General features: G+C 63.9%; 14 protein-coding genes. 11 read left to right on the top strand and 3 right to left on the bottom strand.

The genetic code is table 11. The annotated features are described in order from the left end of the window. The first annotated feature begins 3 nt into the window (after nucleotides 1–3). From JOE69_RS11575 to JOE69_RS11610, 8 genes are all read left to right on the top strand, one after another. Nucleotides 4–1530, top strand: a complete 1527-nt coding sequence (locus JOE69_RS11575) for a flavin-containing monooxygenase (RefSeq protein WP_309798865.1) — start codon at nucleotides 4–6, stop codon at nucleotides 1528–1530. Next, complete coding sequence (locus tag JOE69_RS11580; protein ID WP_309798867.1) at nucleotides 1527–2369, top strand: SDR family NAD(P)-dependent oxidoreductase; 843 nt, start codon at nucleotides 1527–1529, stop codon at nucleotides 2367–2369. Before JOE69_RS11575 ends, JOE69_RS11580 begins: the two co-directional genes overlap by 4 nt. After that, nucleotides 2366–3289, top strand: coding sequence for an alpha/beta fold hydrolase (locus tag JOE69_RS11585; RefSeq protein WP_309798868.1), 924 nt, complete (start codon nucleotides 2366–2368; stop codon nucleotides 3287–3289). Before JOE69_RS11580 ends, JOE69_RS11585 begins: the two co-directional genes overlap by 4 nt. Beyond that, entirely contained in the window at nucleotides 3286–4104 is an 819-nt protein-coding gene (locus JOE69_RS11590) for an SDR family NAD(P)-dependent oxidoreductase (RefSeq protein WP_309798870.1), read from the top strand. The genes JOE69_RS11585 and JOE69_RS11590 overlap by 4 nt, the downstream gene beginning before the upstream one ends. A 231-nt stretch (nucleotides 4105–4335) precedes the next feature. Continuing rightward, nucleotides 4336–6201 (top strand): molecular chaperone DnaK, encoded by a 1866-nt coding sequence (gene dnaK / locus JOE69_RS11595; RefSeq protein ID WP_309798872.1) that lies wholly within the window; start codon nucleotides 4336–4338, stop codon nucleotides 6199–6201. 2 nt (nucleotides 6202–6203) lie between these two features. Further along, nucleotides 6204–6800, top strand: coding sequence for a nucleotide exchange factor GrpE (locus JOE69_RS11600; RefSeq protein WP_309798875.1), 597 nt, complete (start codon nucleotides 6204–6206; stop codon nucleotides 6798–6800). Between the two features lie 95 nt (nucleotides 6801–6895). After that, the gene (locus JOE69_RS11605) at nucleotides 6896–7864 is read left to right on the top strand and encodes a DnaJ C-terminal domain-containing protein (RefSeq protein WP_309798877.1); all 969 of its coding nucleotides are present in this window, start codon (nucleotides 6896–6898) and stop codon (nucleotides 7862–7864) included. A 3-nt stretch (nucleotides 7865–7867) separates the two neighbouring features. Then, entirely contained in the window at nucleotides 7868–8293 is a 426-nt protein-coding gene (locus JOE69_RS11610) for a heat shock protein transcriptional repressor HspR (protein WP_309798881.1), read from the top strand. A gap of 81 nt (nucleotides 8294–8374) precedes the next feature. On the opposite strand, the gene JOE69_RS11615 is transcribed toward JOE69_RS11610, so the two are convergent. Continuing rightward, complete coding sequence (locus tag JOE69_RS11615; protein WP_309798884.1) at nucleotides 8375–9508, bottom strand: ABC transporter permease; 1134 nt, start codon at nucleotides 9506–9508, stop codon at nucleotides 8375–8377. 103 nt (nucleotides 9509–9611) lie between these two features. Between JOE69_RS11615 and JOE69_RS11620 the strand changes: the two genes are divergently transcribed. Further along, nucleotides 9612–10205, top strand: a complete 594-nt coding sequence (locus JOE69_RS11620; protein WP_309798886.1) for a TetR/AcrR family transcriptional regulator — start codon at nucleotides 9612–9614, stop codon at nucleotides 10203–10205. 105 nt (nucleotides 10206–10310) lie between these two features. On the opposite strand, the gene JOE69_RS11625 is transcribed toward JOE69_RS11620, so the two are convergent. Both JOE69_RS11625 and JOE69_RS11630 read right to left on the bottom strand, forming a co-directional pair. Beyond that, nucleotides 10311–11102 carry a S1 family peptidase gene (locus JOE69_RS11625; protein ID WP_309798888.1) on the bottom strand — a complete coding sequence of 264 codons (792 nt, stop codon included), beginning with the start codon at nucleotides 11100–11102 and terminating at the stop codon, nucleotides 10311–10313. A 244-nt stretch (nucleotides 11103–11346) separates the two neighbouring features. Beyond that, on the bottom strand, nucleotides 11347–12351 hold the full coding sequence (locus tag JOE69_RS11630) for an endonuclease/exonuclease/phosphatase family protein (protein WP_309798890.1): 1005 nt from the start codon (nucleotides 12349–12351) through the stop codon (nucleotides 11347–11349). A 279-nt stretch (nucleotides 12352–12630) separates the two neighbouring features. Between JOE69_RS11630 and JOE69_RS11635 the strand changes: the two genes are divergently transcribed. After that, nucleotides 12631–13581, top strand: a complete 951-nt coding sequence (locus tag JOE69_RS11635) for a DMP19 family protein (RefSeq protein WP_309798892.1) — start codon at nucleotides 12631–12633, stop codon at nucleotides 13579–13581. Nucleotides 13582–13786: 205 nt separating this feature from the next. Then, entirely contained in the window at nucleotides 13787–15406 is a 1620-nt protein-coding gene (locus JOE69_RS11640) for a WXG100 family type VII secretion target (protein WP_309798894.1), read from the top strand. The last annotated feature ends 15 nt before the right edge of the window (nucleotides 15407–15421 follow it).

Raw genomic sequence — 15421 nt, forward strand, 5'->3', positions numbered from 1 at the left:
TCGATGTCCGAACAGATCCGGCAGGCCGCCGTCGTCATCATCGGGACCGGTTTTGGGGCGATGGCCGCGGCGGCGAACCTCCGACGGCGTGGCATTGACGATTTCCTGCTCCTGGAGCGACGCAGTTTCATGGGCGGGACGTGGCAGCAGAACAGCTATCCCGGCGCTGCGGTCGATGTGCAATCTCCGCTGTATTCGCTTTCTTTCGAGCCGTACCCCTGGTCCCGGATGTTCGCCGGGCAACCGGAACTCGCCGGCTACACCGAACGCGTCATCGCCCGGCACGGCTTGGCCGAACGCACGGTGCTCGGCGCCGAGGTGACCGGGCTGGAATGGGACGGGCCGGCGGGCGAATGGTTGATCAAGACCCGGCAGAGCGGGGAATTCCGCGGCCAATTCGTGATCAACGCCACCGGCCCGCTGAGCACTCCCGTGGTGCCCGATTTCCCGGGGAAGGACAGCTTTGCCGGCCCGGCCTTCCACACCAATGACTGGGACCATTCGGTCCCGCTGGCAGGAGCCCGGATCGCGGTGGTCGGTTCCGGAGCGAGCGCGGCGCAGGTGATCCCGGCGATCCAGCCGGAAGTCGCCGAACTGCACGTCTTCCAACGCAGCCCGCACTGGGTGATGCCCCGGCCGGATCGGGAATTCAGTCCGTTCCAGCGCCGGCTGGTCAATGCTCCGGTGCTCCGCCGAGTGGTCCGGGCCGCCATCTACGCGGGGTTGGAAACCCGGATCATCGGGTTCAAGTACTCCGAACGGATGCTCAATCTGGTGGCCAGGCGCCGGGCATTGAAACTCATCAGCTCGCAGGTGGCCGACCCGGAGCTGCGGCGCAAAGTGACGCCCGGGTACACCATCGGCTGCAAACGGATCATCCTTTCGAATGCCTACTATCCGGCGTTGGCAGCCGGCAACACCACATTGCACGACGCCGCGGATGGGATCGATCGGATTGACCGGGAAGGAATCTGGACCGTTTCCGGCCGGCACATCCCAGTGGACGCGATCGTCTGGTCTACCGGCTACGATGCGACGGACGGTCTCATCCCGTACCCGGTGACCGGGCGCGCCGGGTGCGGTCTGGCCGCCTTCTGGGCCGATTTCCCGCGCGCCTACCTGGGCACCACGGTGCCGGGGTTCCCCAACCTGTTCCTGGTCACCGGGCCGAACACCGGAATCGGCCACACCAGTGCGATTTTCGTGATCGAGGCCCAAATGGAATACATCATGCGCTGCATCGGCGAGGTCCGTGCCCGGGGCGCGACGGCGATCGAAGTCAGCGAAGCGGCCGAGGCCAAGTACACCCGACGGATCCACGCGGAGATGGAGCAGACCGTTTGGAAACGCGGCGGCTGCAATTCCTGGTACCAGTCCCGGGACGGGCATGTCACCGCGATGTTCCCCGGCTTCACCTTCACCTACCGGCGCTGGGCGAAACGGTTGCAACGGTCCGACCACCTGCTGACCTGGCGCGGCGGATCGGACCAGGCACCGGGCGCGGTTCCCGAGGCGGAGGTCGCGGCGTGAAATCGTTGAACGGGAAAGTCGTGGTGGTCACCGGGGCCGGATCCGGTATGGGCAGGGCTTACGCGCTGGAAGCGGTGCGGCGCGGTGCCCGGGTGGCGCTGAACGACGTCGACCCGGGGGATCTGGCCGAGACCGTACGTCTTTGCGCGCCGGCCCAGGTTCTAGCCCGGGTTTTCGATGTTTCTTCGATCGCCGATTTCACGGCATTCGCCGAAGCAGTCGCCGCGGAACTCGGCCCGGCGGATGTGGTCATCAACAACGCCGGCGTCGAAGGCGAAGGGCAACCCTTTTGGGCCACCTCGGAGGAATCGTTCGAGCGGGTGATGGGCATCGATTTCTGGGGTGTGGTGAACGGCACCCGCGCATTCTTGCCGCAATTGCTCGACGGCGACCCGGGATATCTGGTGAATGTCTCTAGTTTGTTCGGTCTGATCGGGCCGCCGAACCACAGCGATTACAGCTCAGCCAAGTTCGCGGTGCGCGGTTTCAGCGAGTGCCTTGCCGCCGAGCTGATGGATACGCCGGTCCGGGTGTACACCTTGCACCCCGGTGGCGTCGACACCAACATCACGCGGAGCCAAGCCACCCAGGCCTTCCGCGGCAAGTACCTGAAAACCTCTCCCGAGGATGTGGTTCGACTAGTCTTCAATCGGCTGGGCAGCTCGCGGACCAGGATCGTCTATGGCAACCGGGCCGCCAGCACCTGGTTGGGCGCCCGGCTCTTGCCGCAGCGGCTGATGAATCGGCTGGTCTCCGTGGATATGAAGTCGATTCTGGACCGCTCTGCCTACCCGGCTTCGGCCTGGCTTGCCGCACGTCGGCCCGATGGTGAAGCATGAGCGCGGCCGGTGCGCTGCGCCGAACCTATGAGCGGTTCGGTCAGCTGCTGTACGCCGCCAATTGGCAGGCGGAAGCACGGCTGCGCGGTCTGGCGACCGGAGTGGTCCCGGTAGAGGGTCTTCCGCTCAGCTATTTCGACGGCGGGGACCGCGAGGCAGAGGCGGTGGTGCTGTTGCACGGTTTCACTGCGGACAAGCGGATTTGGATCCGTTTCGCCGGGCGACTGCTGAATTCGTACCGAGTATTGATCCCGGACCTTCCGGGCCATGGGCAGACGCCTTTCCGGCCCGGCCTCGGGTATTCGCCCCGGGACCAGGCGCGCCGGGTCGTGGCGATGCTCGACAAGCTGGGGATTCCGACCGCGCATGTCTACGGCAATTCGATGGGTGGCTTCATCGTCGCCCATCTGGGTCTGGGGCATGCCGGGCGGATCGCCAGCATCGGGTTGAGCGATGCGGCAGGGGTCGACGGGCGGGAGCCAAGCCGGTTGGACCGGCTGGTGGCTGCGGGGGACAATCCGTTCCTGCTCGACTCGCCGGCGGATTTCAGCCGCCTGTATCCGATGACCATGCACCGGCCCCCGTTCAATCCGGCTCCGGCCCGGGCCGGCTTGGCCCGGGACTACATCGACCGGAAGCAGTCCTACGCGGAAATCTTCGCCGATTTCCACGGTTTTGAGCCACTCGGCGAGGCGGATCTCGCCGGGCTGGCCGTGCCGACGCTGGTGGTCTGGGGAGCCCGCGACCAGTTGGTAGACGTCAGTGCGGCCCATCTGCTGCACCGGCGAATACCGGGGGCAGAACTCAATATCTACGAAGACCTCGGCCATATGCCGATGCTCGAAGCACCGGGCCGGGCAGCGGACGATTATCTGGAGTTCCTGAGCAGGAACCGATCGCAGAGCAGGGGACGAGCATGAAGAATCTCAAGGGCAAGGTAGCGATCGTCACCGGAGCCGGCGGCACCGGCATCGGCAACGCGCTGGCCAACGAACTCGCCAGCCGGGGCGCCATCGTCGCGTTCTGCGACATCACCGGGCTGGAGCAGACCGAGGAGCAGCTGGCCGGCAAAAGAGCCGAGTTCTTCGCCGAACGGGTCGACATCTCGGACCGGCAAGCTGTGGACCGTTTCGTCGAGGCGGTGTTGGCGCGCTTCGGTGGCTTCGATCTGCTGATCAACAATGCCGGGATTGCGCTGGGCGACCGGACCTTTGGCGATCTCACGGCGGCGGACTTCGAACGGATCACCGGGGTGAACTATTGGGGTGTGGTGCACACTACCCAGCTCTGCTATCCGCACTTGCTGAGCCGTCCGGAGGCTGCGATCGTGAACATCTCCAGCAGCCAAGGCATCCTCGGTTTGCCGTATCTGGTGCCCTACTGCACCACCAAGTTCGCGGTGCGCGGATTCACCGACAGTTTGCGGGCCGAGCACCGGATCCGTGGCATCCGCCATGTCACCGTGCACACGGTGCACCCCGGCGCGGTGGCCACTGATATCACGCTGCATGCCGACTACCAGGACGGCTCCAGCCAGCGATTCCATGAGATGCTCCAGCAGGGGACGCAGCCGGCCCGGGCGGCGCGGATCATCCTGGACGGTGTGCTGCGCAACCGGGCGCGGATTTTCATCAGCGACGGACGAGCGCAGGATTTGCTGGCCAGGCTGCTGCCAACGGCGAATGTCCACGTGGTGCGTGCGGTGATGCGCTTGAAGGGCATCGCACCGCGCTGAATTGGATTCGGCCCGGTCCCACTGAGTTCGCCAACTGAGTGGGACAAACCCGTTCTGTCCCAGTCACGCGGTCGACTCAGTGGGACCACGCCGCAGCGCGATCGATGGTCGCCGCACAGCTTTTTCCAAAGTTGAGCACAGATGGCTCAACTTAGACTTGACATTGGTCGACTCAAGCGTAAAGTTGATATTAGAACACTCAACTTGTAAGAAATCCCGAAAGGAAAAAACATGTCACGTGCAGTAGGCATCGACCTCGGAACCACCAACTCGGTGGTTTCCGTCCTCGAAGGCGGCGAGCCCGTCGTCATTGCGAACGCCGAAGGCGGCCGCACCACCCCCTCAGTCGTCGCGTTCTCCAAGAGCGGTGAAGTCCTGGTCGGCGAAATCGCCAAGCGCCAGGCCGTCAACAACATCGATCGCACCATCGCCTCGGTCAAGCGCCACATGGGCACCGACTGGACCGTCGGCATCGACGACAAGAAGTACACCGCGCAGGAAATCTCCGCCCGCACCCTGATGAAGCTCAAGAACGACGCCGAGTCCTACTTGGGCGAAAAGGTCACCGACGCGGTGATCACGGTTCCTGCCTACTTCAACGACGCCGAGCGCCAGGCCACCAAAGAAGCCGGTGAGATCGCCGGCCTGAACGTGCTGCGCATCGTCAACGAGCCCACTGCGGCGGCGCTGGCCTATGGCTTGGACAAAGGCAAAGAAGACGAACTCATCCTGGTCTTCGACCTCGGTGGCGGCACCTTCGACGTCTCGCTGCTGGAAGTCGGCAAAGACGACGACGGCTTCTCCACGATCCAGGTCCGCGCCACCTCCGGCGACAACCGCCTGGGCGGCGACGACTGGGATCAGCGGATCGTCGACTACTTGCTGAACCAGCTCAAGGTCAAGGGCATCGACCTCTCCAAGGACAAGATCGCGCTGCAGCGTCTGCGCGAAGCTTCCGAGCAGGCCAAGAAGGAACTCTCCTCGGCCACCAGCACCAACATCTCGCTGCAGTACCTCTCGGTCACCCCTGACGGTCCGGTGCACTTGGACGAGCAGCTGACCCGGGCGAAGTTCCAGGAACTGACCGCTGATCTGCTCGAGCGCACCAAGAAGCCGTTCCAGGACGTGATCGCCGAGGCCGGGATCAAGGTTTCCGACATCGACCACATCGTGCTGGTCGGCGGTTCCACCCGGATGCCCGCAGTGACCGAATTGGTCAAGCAGCTGGCCGGTGGCAAGGAGCCGAACAAGGGCGTCAACCCGGACGAGGTGGTCGCCGTCGGCGCCGCGCTGCAAGCCGGCGTGCTCAAGGGCGAACGCAAAGACGTGCTGCTCATCGACGTCACCCCGCTTTCCCTCGGCATCGAAACCAAGGGCGGCGTGATGACCAAGCTGATCGAGCGGAATACCGCGATTCCGACCAAGCGGTCCGAGACCTTCACCACGGCGGACGACAACCAGCCTTCGGTGGCCATCCAGGTGTTCCAGGGCGAGCGCGAGTTCACCCGGGACAACAAGCCGTTGGGCACCTTCGAACTGACCGGCATCGCACCGGCTCCGCGCGGCGTGCCGCAGGTCGAAGTCACCTTCGACATCGACGCCAACGGCATCGTGCACGTGTCGGCCAAAGACAAGGGCACCGGCAAGGAGCAGTCGATGACCATCACCGGCGGTTCCTCGCTGTCCAAGGAAGACATCGAGCGCATGGTCGCCGACGCTGAGGCACACGCTGCAGAGGACAAGGCCCGGCGTGAGCAGGCCGAGGCCCGCAACAGCGCCGAGCAGCTGGCGTACTCGGTCGACAAGATCCTCACCGACAATGACGACAAGCTGCCGGAAGAGGTCAAGACGGAGGTCAAGGCCGACGTCGAGGCGCTCAAGACCGCGCTGGCCGGCACCGATGAGGACGCGGTCAAGGCGGCCTCGGAGAAGCTGCAGGCTTCGCAGACCAAACTCGGCGAAGCGATTTACGCTTCGGCCCAGGCCGAGGGTGCCGGCGCTGCCGGTGACGCCCCGAGCGAAGATGCCAAGCCCGACGAAGACATCGTCGACGCCGAGATCGTGGACGAAGAAGAACCGAAGAACGAGAAGAAGTAGTCATGTCCGACCAGAGCCAATCTGATCAGGGCCGCAACCCCGAAAAAGACGAAACCGACGTGGACCCGGCAACGGGTCCCGCCGGGGACGTTCCGGAGGAGCAGGATCCTTTGGCGCAAGTCGAAGACATCCTGAACAATGCCGAGGTGCCCGCCGACGAGTCGGTGGCCCAGGGCGCCGGGCAGGTGGATGCCGCAGAGCTCAAGAACGATCTGCTGCGCTTGCAGGCCGAATACGTGAACTACCGCAAACGCGTCGAGCGGGACCGGGCGGTCGCGGGGGAGAGCGCCGTGATCGGCGTGCTGAACTCGCTGCTGCCGGTGCTCGACGACGTCGATGCGGCCCGCACGCATGGCGATCTGACCGAGGGCCCGTTCGCCGCGATCGCAGCCAAGCTCGAAGCTGCGCTGAAGACCTATGGTCTGGAGCGCATCGACGAAATCGGCGTCGAGTTTGATCCGAACGTGCACGAAGCGCTCATCCAGCAACCCAGCGCCGAGGTCCAGACCGACTCGGTCAGCCAGGTGCTGCGCTCCGGTTACCGCAAGGGCGAGCGGGTCTTGCGCGCCGCCCAGGTGATCGTTGCGGTCCCGGAATAATTCGCATCGAGTGGCCAGATCTGCAGGTTTCAACCAAGTTTTAGCCTGCAGATCTGGCCGCTCGATAGTCTTCAATAGAAACGAAAGGAGATACCTTGGCTAGTCAAGACTGGGTCGATAAGGACTTCTATGCAATCCTCGGTGTCTCCAAGGACGCCTCGGATGCGGACATCAAGAAGACCTATCGCAAGATGGCCCGCAAATACCACCCGGACCAGAACCAGGGCGATGCCGCCGCGGAGAAGAAGTTCAAAGACATCTCCGAGGCCTATTCGGTGCTTTCCAGCGCCGAGGACCGGGAACAATACGACGCGATCCGCGCCATGGGCTCAGGCGCCCGATTCAGTGCCGGAGGCGCCGGTGGGCAAAGCGGCGCCGGCTTCGACGATATGTTCGGCGGCCTGTTCAACAACGCGCGCGGCGGCTCCCGCAGCCGCGGCTACGATGCTTCCGGATTGCCCCCGGAGTTCGCCGATATTTTCGGCGGCGCCTACCAGGGCTACCAGCAGCCGCGCCCGACCAAAGGGGCGGACCGTACCGCGAAAACCACGATTTCCTTCGCCGGATCGATCAACGGCACCACGATCGGCCTCCGCGAGCCGGACGGCGAAGTGATCGAGGTCCGCATTCCGGTCGGGATCAAAGACGGACAAAAGGTCCGGGTCCGTGGCAAAGGGCAGCCCGGAGCCGCCGGTTCCGGCGATCTGATGGTCGAAGTGCAGGTCACGCCGCACGATTTCTTCGTCCGGGACGGCAACAACATCCGGATCCACGTGCCGGTCAGCTTCCCGGAGGCTGCCTTGGGTGCGACCATTTCGGTGCCGACGCTCGACGGCGAATCGGTCAAGGTCCGGGTGCCCGCCGGCACCCCGTCCGGCCGCACGCTGCGGGTGAAGGGCAAAGGCGTGAAGACCTCGAAGGCCACCGGTGATCTGCTGGTGACCATCGATGTGGCGGTGCCGCAGAAACTGAACAAAGAAGCCGAGCAAGCGGTCAAGGAGTTCGAAGCCGCGACCTCGGGGGAGAATCCCCGGGCCGATCTTGCCGGGAAGGCCAGGCTTTAGCCGATGATTTCCCAAGACCACGCTCCGTTGTACGTCATTTCGGTCGCCGCCGAACTGGCCGAGATGCATCCGCAGACCTTGCGCCAGTACGACCGTTTGGGTCTGGTTTCACCGAGCCGGGCGCCGGGCCGTTCCCGCCGCTATTCGCCTTACGACGTCGATATGCTGCGGGAAATCCAGCGGCTCTCCCATGCCGGTGTTTCGCTCGAGGGGATCAAGCGGATCATGCAGTTGGAAAACCAGGTGGCGGCCTTGCAGGCCAAGGTCAAGGAGCTCGGCGACCAGCTGGCCCAGCAGGGCAATGCCCAACGGGTGTTCGCTGCTGGTTCGACCGGTGATGTGGAGAGCCTGCTCCGCGGCCAGCGGCCGCGGGCGCGGAGCCAGGCCATGGTGATCTGGCGCCCGGTCCCGCCCATCCACCACGACTGAGCCCTGTGGAGATCAAGCCCTTGCGGCCCGTACTGAATTCAGTACGGGCCGCAAGGTTTTAACGGTGTTCGGTCAGGCGGTTCAGCTGATCGCGGCATGCGCGCGGCGGTGCCCGGGCGCTGGCTGATCAGGCTCGGCGGCCGGGGGCTGATCGTGCTGTGGAATTCCGGATTGGTCCCGGAAATGGCCGACCATGGTCAAAACCAACCCGGCAACCAGCCAGCCGGCCAAGACCAGCCATTGGAACGCGGTGTTCGCGCTCGGGAAATAGGACAGATCCCGCAACAGCGTTCCGGAGGCTCCGGGCACGAACCATTGGCCGATCTCGCCCCAGGGTCCGGGCAGGAATTCTTTGGGCTGGGTGAGTGAGGAGAGCGGGTTGCCGATGAACATGGTCAGCACCGAGCCGACCGCGATCCCGGCGCGGCCGATGAAGGCATTCAGCCCGACGATCGCGGCCGCGGTTGCGCCGACTGCCAGGAAAATCGCGGCAGCATTGACCAGGAAATCGCCCTGCAGGATGTGCAGCCAGCCTTGCATGATGGTGGTCAGGCCCAGGCCGCCCAAAACACCATAGCCGGCGACCGCGGCAAGCCTGCGCCAGGTTCCGGTGACCAGCAGCGAGATCAGCACGCCGCCGACGATTCCACCCATGGCCAGGGGCAGGCCCGCGACGGCCAGCCCGGTGCCGCGAGGGTCATCGGTGGAAAGCGGTACGACGTCGGTGATCTTGACTGTCGGAATCGCTGCCGCGGGCGCCCCGGCGGCCGGCGCCCCTTGGGCCAGGGCCTGTTGCAAGCCGGTGATGGCTTGTTGCTGGATCTGCGACTGCAGTTGGGTGCCCAATTGGGTCAACAGCTGCGCCGAGATCGGGCTGGCAGCACTGGAAACCAGGATTTCAGGCTGGGCGCCGAGGATGACCGCGCCGTAGATCTCGCGGTTTTCGATCTGCGCTTTGGCATCGTCCCGGCCATTGGCGGAGCGGATGTCCAGGGCTCCTTCAGGCGCTTTCTGGGCGAGCTGGGCGATTTGCTCGGAGCTGCCGAGCACCGCGATCGGCAGCTGTTGGACCTTTGTGGTGACGCTGGGCCAGGCGAAAGCCAACAGCACGATGCAGACGGCCAGGGCCGCGAGCAAAGCGGTGCGGGCTACTACGGGCCACGGGGTGTGCGGATTGTGCAAGCCGTCCTTGATCGGGCTGGGCTGGTTGGACATTGCGGTTCCTTAGGCGGAGAGGTTAAAACGAATGTTCGTTCTCTATTATGGAGCGTGTCGCCCTAATGTCAAAACGAACGTTCGTTTTTGATAATATGAAACCATGCCGAAAGTGACTGAAGCGCATCGGGAGCAGATGCGGAAGCGGATTCAAGACGCGGCCTTGGCCTGTTTCGCCCGAAAAGGCTTCTCCGCGACCTCGATGGCGGACATCGTCGCCGAGTCGGAACTGTCGGCGGGCGCGATCTATGGCTACTACCGGGGCAAGGACGAACTCACTGCGGATGCCGCCCGGGCCATGTTGCAGGAACGGATCGGAGCGATGCTCGAGCTGGCTCAGGGGGTTGAGATACCGCCGCCGAGCGAGGCGGTCGCCAGGTTCCTGCGCAGCATGCCCGAAGTGGCCAAAACCGGGCTGGCGCTCCAGGTTTGGGGTGAAGCAGTGCAGACGGACGCGATTCGCTCCGTTGCCGCGGCTGCAGTCCAGGAACTCACCGGGCAAATGGCGGAATACCTGCGCCAGTGGTTCCGCCGCGGGCGGGGATTGGACGATTCGGCGGCCGAGGACCGGGCCCGGCTCTTGGCGCCGGCCGTCGTCGGACTCTGCCAGGGATACATCGTGCGTCGCTCCATGGCGAAGGACGAGTCTGCAGAATCCTATTTCGCCGCAGTTGCGGCATTGCTGGAAGGGCTCTGATCCGAAAAGGTTAGCCGCCCGGCTTTGCGATAGCGGTTTGACGGATATCCGACTATCGCAAAGCCAAGCGGCTAACTGGAATCGAGATTGCCAGGTACTACTTGACTACTTGGCGAGTTGGGCGTTGATCGAATCCACGTAGCTGGTCACCCGGGTGTAAACGCCATAAGCGTTCTTGCCGGCGCAACCATAGCCCCAGGAAACCACGCCGACCAGCCGGCCGTTGATCACCAACGGACCGCCGGAGTCGGCTTGGCAGGAATCCTTGCCGCCCTGGGCGAATCCGGCACAGACCATCGAGTCGTTGTAGTAGGTTCCTTTCGAGCTGCCCTGCGGGTAGGCCGATGCGCAAGCCGAGTCACTCGTGATCGGCACATCGACCTTGCGCAGCTTGCTCTGGTAGTTGGAGGAGCCGCTCGCGGTGGTGCCCCAGCCGAGGACCGTGGCATTGGTGCCGGCGGCATAGACTGCGGGATTGGTCTCCAGAGTTGCCACTGGTCCGGAGAAGTTCGTGTTGAGGGTCAGGACCGCGTAATCGTTCTCGAAGGTGCTGCCGTTGTAGTTGGGCGCCATCCAGATGCTCTTCACCGTTGAAGAGTTCGGGCCGCCCGTGCGGTTTGCGCTGCCGCCGTTGACGCTGAAGAAACCGGGAGTTTTGCCGTCAACGCAGTGCGCAGCAGTGAGCACCTTGTTCGCGGCCAGCAAGGTGCCTCCGCACCAGTTGCCGCCATTGGCTTGGTTGACCGCGACGATGGCGGGATAGTCGCTGATGCTGGCGGTGTCGCCGCCGACGATCCGCGGGCTCGGCGTGCTGGCCGCTCCGGCAGTGCTGGTGCCCGTGAAGACCAGGCCTAGGGCGATCATTCCAAAGAGTGCTGCTTTGACGCTCTTTCGCATTGTCATCCTTATGTCGATGGGGTTCCGGGCCCATCTTGCGGATCGGCGGGTTGCCGACCACGGCGATGGGTTCCATCAACCATTGATGCGCAGACTGGATGCTTCCTGGGAATAGACCATTAACCGTCGGGGAATGGAATGAATTCGATGTTTCGCCGGTTTTCTGGTTGTTATAGGCAATCTTTTGGTTTTCTCGAACCCGATGCCGGAACAAATGCCCGGCGAAGGATTCGACCTGGGGAGCTCACCAGCTCAGAGTGTTGATCAGGCCCCGGTGGTCGCTGCCCGCCGGTGCCAGTACCGCAGCGTGGTTCACCGTCATTCCTTTGCTGAAGATGTGGTCTGGACGGGTGGCCGGAAACTGGGCCGGCCAGGTGAAGCCGAACCCGCCGTCGCTGGCGAGGTGCTCGGTCATCCCTTGCTGGAAGCCGGCCAGCACCCGGTCCGTGCTCGCGGCATTGAAATCGCCGAGCGCCAGCGTGCGTTCTGCCGGATCCTGTCCCATCCGCTGCTGCAAGTCCGCCAGCATGGCGTCCCGTCCGGCATATTCGCCCGGCCGGACCGAGGCCGCATGCACCACATAGACGCTGATATTCCCGACCGGAGTCTGCACTGTGGCATGCAGGGCCCTGACCCAGCTCAATCCTTCGAGCTGCAGCGACTGCGATTCCAGGATCGGGAACTTGCTCAGCAGCGCCACGGAGCCGCCCTGGGCCTGGTACGGGTAGTCGGCGTCGAGATTGTCCGGCAGTCGTCCGGAGGGCAGTTCCTGCACCGCGATCAGGTCGGCGTTCTGCGCCAGCAGCGAGCTGCCGGTGCCGAGGACGGACCGGTTCGCCTGCAGATTCTGCGTGGCGACAACCAAGCTGTTTGCGGAAGCCGGAGCGGATGCCGGTTGCGGCAGGATGCCCGGGACGAAGATCAGGCACCAGGCGATCACCGGGACCAGCCAACTGGCCCAGGCGAGGATCGAGCGGGAACGGACCGCCGGAATCAGCAGCACCGCACTGAGCAAGCCGAGCCAGGGCAGGAAGCTCTCCAGTGCCATGCTGAGTCCGCCCGCACTGGGCAGATTTCGATGCCAGAGCAGCAGTGCGGCCAAGGCCAGGCTGAGCAGAATCGTCACGAAGGCGCTGAACGAGCGAATCCGTCGGCGGGCTTTCGGCGTGCCGGGCCGGGCTCCGGGTGCACTTCTGCCGCCCGACGAACCGTCGTCCAGGTAGAGCCGGGGCAGGGTTGCGGTATCCATCAATTCACCATCTCCGCCGAATCTGTGCGGTCACTGTGCGGCTTGTAACCGCAGTCGCCGGCTTTGTTGCATACCCCGCGTCTGGCCGCGGAATCACGCCGGGCTCATACCGCAGGAGGATTTTCCGAAAGTCCGGTTCCCGGTGCGGCGGACCTGCACCGAATGTGTTCCGGAGATTCGCCCAACGTTCACCCGCAAATCATGGCCGAAGCCGAAACCGCTGAGTACCTTCGACAGTGTCAGGCAAGCCAGCATCTTCCACCCGAGTGAGGATCCAGCATGAGCAGCGTTCAGACCAAGCCCATTTTGTCCGAAGAAAGCCTTGCGGCCGGAAACGACGACGTCGTCGACGCGAACGTCAGCATCGTCAATGCGCTGTTCGACGGGTATCTCACCGATGCCGAAATCGCCGCCGATGCACTGCGCAGCTACTACGCGGATTTCTATTTGACCCAAGTGCTCGAGGGCGGGTTCGAGCAATTCATCTTCACCTCGGATCTGGACGAGGATCTGCTCGGTTACCTCCGCGAAGGGTTGACCGCGATGGGGGCCACGGAGCATCTGGCACTGCTCGAAAAGGGTCTGGCCGAATTCGCCGCGCTGCCCGAGGAAGAGCAGGATTTTTACCTCAACGGCTCGCTCGACGATGACGACGAAGATGACGATGACTACGACGATGAGGACGATGCGGCTCGCCTCGCCGACGAGGCGGCCGACGACGAATCGGTTGACGATGATGACGACGACGAAGCGGACGGCGTCGAGGGGCCCTTCGACGACTTGGACGAGGAAATCGCGGTGCAGAATGAACACACCGACTTGACCGAGCTGAACGGGGCGTGGCTGCGCGGCCTGGATCTCGAGGTGCTGCCGGAAGCCGACATCGACGCCGCCGTCGATGCGCTCAGCGCGGCCTTGCCGGATCTGGCCGAACGGCAGGCCGCAGCGGCGGAGGCCGCACAGGCCCAAATGCCCGATTTCGAGATCATCATCCGCGAACTGTGCGATGTGGCCGGCTACGAGCTGCAGAACATCACGTTGGGCCAGCCGGACTTCGAGTACAACGGCGAAAGCGGATTCGCCTGGCACTTCAGCACCGACCACGGCGACTTCGTCATGGTCGAGGAAGAGACCGAAGCGTTCATGCTCGAACCCGCGACCGGCAAGGTGGTCGCGGCCGTGGAATTCGAGGAAATCGACGACGAGGAACTCGAAGACGCCTCGGTCTGACTTCGGCGTCCGCCGCGACGCCCGTCCGTCAGGGTTTCCGCGGGGAGGAACGTCTCTGCCCGCTGGATCCGGTGATTGGACGGGCGTGGCGGTAGCTTTGGTGGGTAGTTCTGCCCATGGTCATCCTGTGCTTGGTCTGTGTAGCTTAGAGCTTGAACCTAAGCTGCTTTGACGGTACGACGCCGTCGCGACCAAGAGGACTCGGATGAATGACCAAATGCTCGGTGCGGATACCGATCAACTGCGCGCCCTGGCGCAGGCATTCGGCAGCGCCGCCGACCAGATAAATTCCGCCGTGGGTTCCTTGAGCCCGGCGGTGCAGCACAGCCCGTGGAGCGGCGGCGACGCGATGAAGTTCCGCGCCGATTGGAACAGTCGGATGCGGCCGCAGCTCAATGGCACGGCGAATGCGCTCAGCGGCCTGTCGAAGAAACTCGTGCAGCAGGCGGCGGACCAGGATCGGACGTCGGCGGTCGACGGTGGCGGCCCGGGCGGGGTGCCAGGCCCGACGCCGGAGCAGGTCAAGCAGCATCAGGCGGACCTGCGCTCGCAATTGGCCAAGATGCAAGGGGCCTCCAAAGACGAGGTCGAGAAGTGGTGGAATGGTCTTTCCGATGAGGACAAGAAGTACCTCATGCAAGGAAAGGACAGCCGGGGCAACGCGTTGGGCTCGGATCTGCTGGCGATCCAGTCGAAGCTGCCGGCGGGAGCCGTGGAGCAGCTCCGCTCGGATCTGACCAATGAGGCGAAAGCCACGATCCCGGTCTTCAAAGAAAAAACCACGATCGGCATCGATGGCCGGGCCGGCTGGGTGCACGGCGGCGCGCATTTGGCGTCGGAAATCACCGAAAACGCCGACGGTTCGGCTTCGCTCAAAGTTTCCGGGGACATCGGCGGCGGGGTCAACAACCCCGGCGGTGGGAACGCCAAAGACGAGAACAGCAAGCCCGGCGTCAATGCGGGTGCCACCTTGACCGGCGAAATCAGCCGGACCTACCTCTTCAAGAACAAGGCCGACGCCGAGGGCGCATTGAACGGAATGGTGAACGGACTGCCGCCGGACGGGTTCGGCGATGTCAAGAAGATCGTGGGCAATCCCGTCGATTACATCAACGACAAACTCAACGGCGCGGCGCAAGCCAACCACTCGGTCTCGCAGAGCGATTCGGTTAAGGGCACCCTCTCGGTTTACGCCGACGGCAAGCTCGGCGGCGGCGACTCCGGGGTGAGCGGCGGGGTCAAAATGGATCTGGCTTACGAACACAACCTCACCAAAGACACCTCAAGCGCCTCCGGCACGCTGAACGTCAAGGCCGATTTGGACCTGGGCAACAACTTGAAGCTGGCCGGCGACGGCGAAGTGGGCGCGAAGATCACGATGGATGGGGACAACAACATCCAGAAGCTCACGATCAGCGCCAAAGGCAACCTGTCCGAGTCCTTCGGTGCGAAATCCGAAATCGACGGGCTGGACAAGGGGGCGTTGGGCGGCTTCAAACTGAGCGCCGGCGACCAGGGAACCGTGCAGATGGACATCCCCTACACGGCGCAGAACCAGCAGATCATCACGCAGTTCATGGGCCACATGGGTACCGGAGACACCGCGGCCATGGTCGGTGATCTGCAGCAGATCTACAAGGGCAGCGCGGTGACCATGCAGGTCAACACCGTGGCCAAAGCGGAGACGAATCTGGTCGACATGGACGCTTGGGCCGCGTCGTTGAAGATCGGCAAGAGTACTGAAGTCACCAGCAATGTGGGTACGCTTTTCAAACTGGCCGGAGACGAGAAAATCCAGGCCTTCACCCCGGTCGGCCACCGATGACGGCCAACCGAAAAC

This window comes from Arthrobacter russicus, assembly GCF_031454135.1.
Classification (GTDB): Bacteria; Actinomycetota; Actinomycetes; order Actinomycetales; family Micrococcaceae; genus Renibacterium; species Renibacterium russicum.

Coding starts and splice junctions, on each gene's coding strand:
- JOE69_RS11575 (WP_309798865.1), top strand. CDS start 4: ATGTCCGAACAGATCCGGCAGGCCGCCGTCGTCATCATCGGGACCGGT.
- JOE69_RS11585 (WP_309798868.1), top strand. CDS start 2,366: ATGAGCGCGGCCGGTGCGCTGCGCCGAACCTATGAGCGGTTCGGTCAG.
- JOE69_RS11590 (WP_309798870.1), top strand. CDS start 3,286: ATGAAGAATCTCAAGGGCAAGGTAGCGATCGTCACCGGAGCCGGCGGC.
- dnaK (WP_309798872.1), top strand. CDS start 4,336: ATGTCACGTGCAGTAGGCATCGACCTCGGAACCACCAACTCGGTGGTT.
- JOE69_RS11600 (WP_309798875.1), top strand. CDS start 6,204: ATGTCCGACCAGAGCCAATCTGATCAGGGCCGCAACCCCGAAAAAGAC.
- JOE69_RS11610 (WP_309798881.1), top strand. CDS start 7,868: ATGATTTCCCAAGACCACGCTCCGTTGTACGTCATTTCGGTCGCCGCC.
- JOE69_RS11615 (WP_309798884.1), bottom strand. CDS start 9,508: ATGTCCAACCAGCCCAGCCCGATCAAGGACGGCTTGCACAATCCGCAC.
- JOE69_RS11620 (WP_309798886.1), top strand. CDS start 9,612: ATGCCGAAAGTGACTGAAGCGCATCGGGAGCAGATGCGGAAGCGGATT.
- JOE69_RS11625 (WP_309798888.1), bottom strand. CDS start 11,102: ATGCGAAAGAGCGTCAAAGCAGCACTCTTTGGAATGATCGCCCTAGGC.
- JOE69_RS11630 (WP_309798890.1), bottom strand. CDS start 12,351: ATGGATACCGCAACCCTGCCCCGGCTCTACCTGGACGACGGTTCGTCG.
- JOE69_RS11635 (WP_309798892.1), top strand. CDS start 12,631: ATGAGCAGCGTTCAGACCAAGCCCATTTTGTCCGAAGAAAGCCTTGCG.
- JOE69_RS11640 (WP_309798894.1), top strand. CDS start 13,787: ATGAATGACCAAATGCTCGGTGCGGATACCGATCAACTGCGCGCCCTG.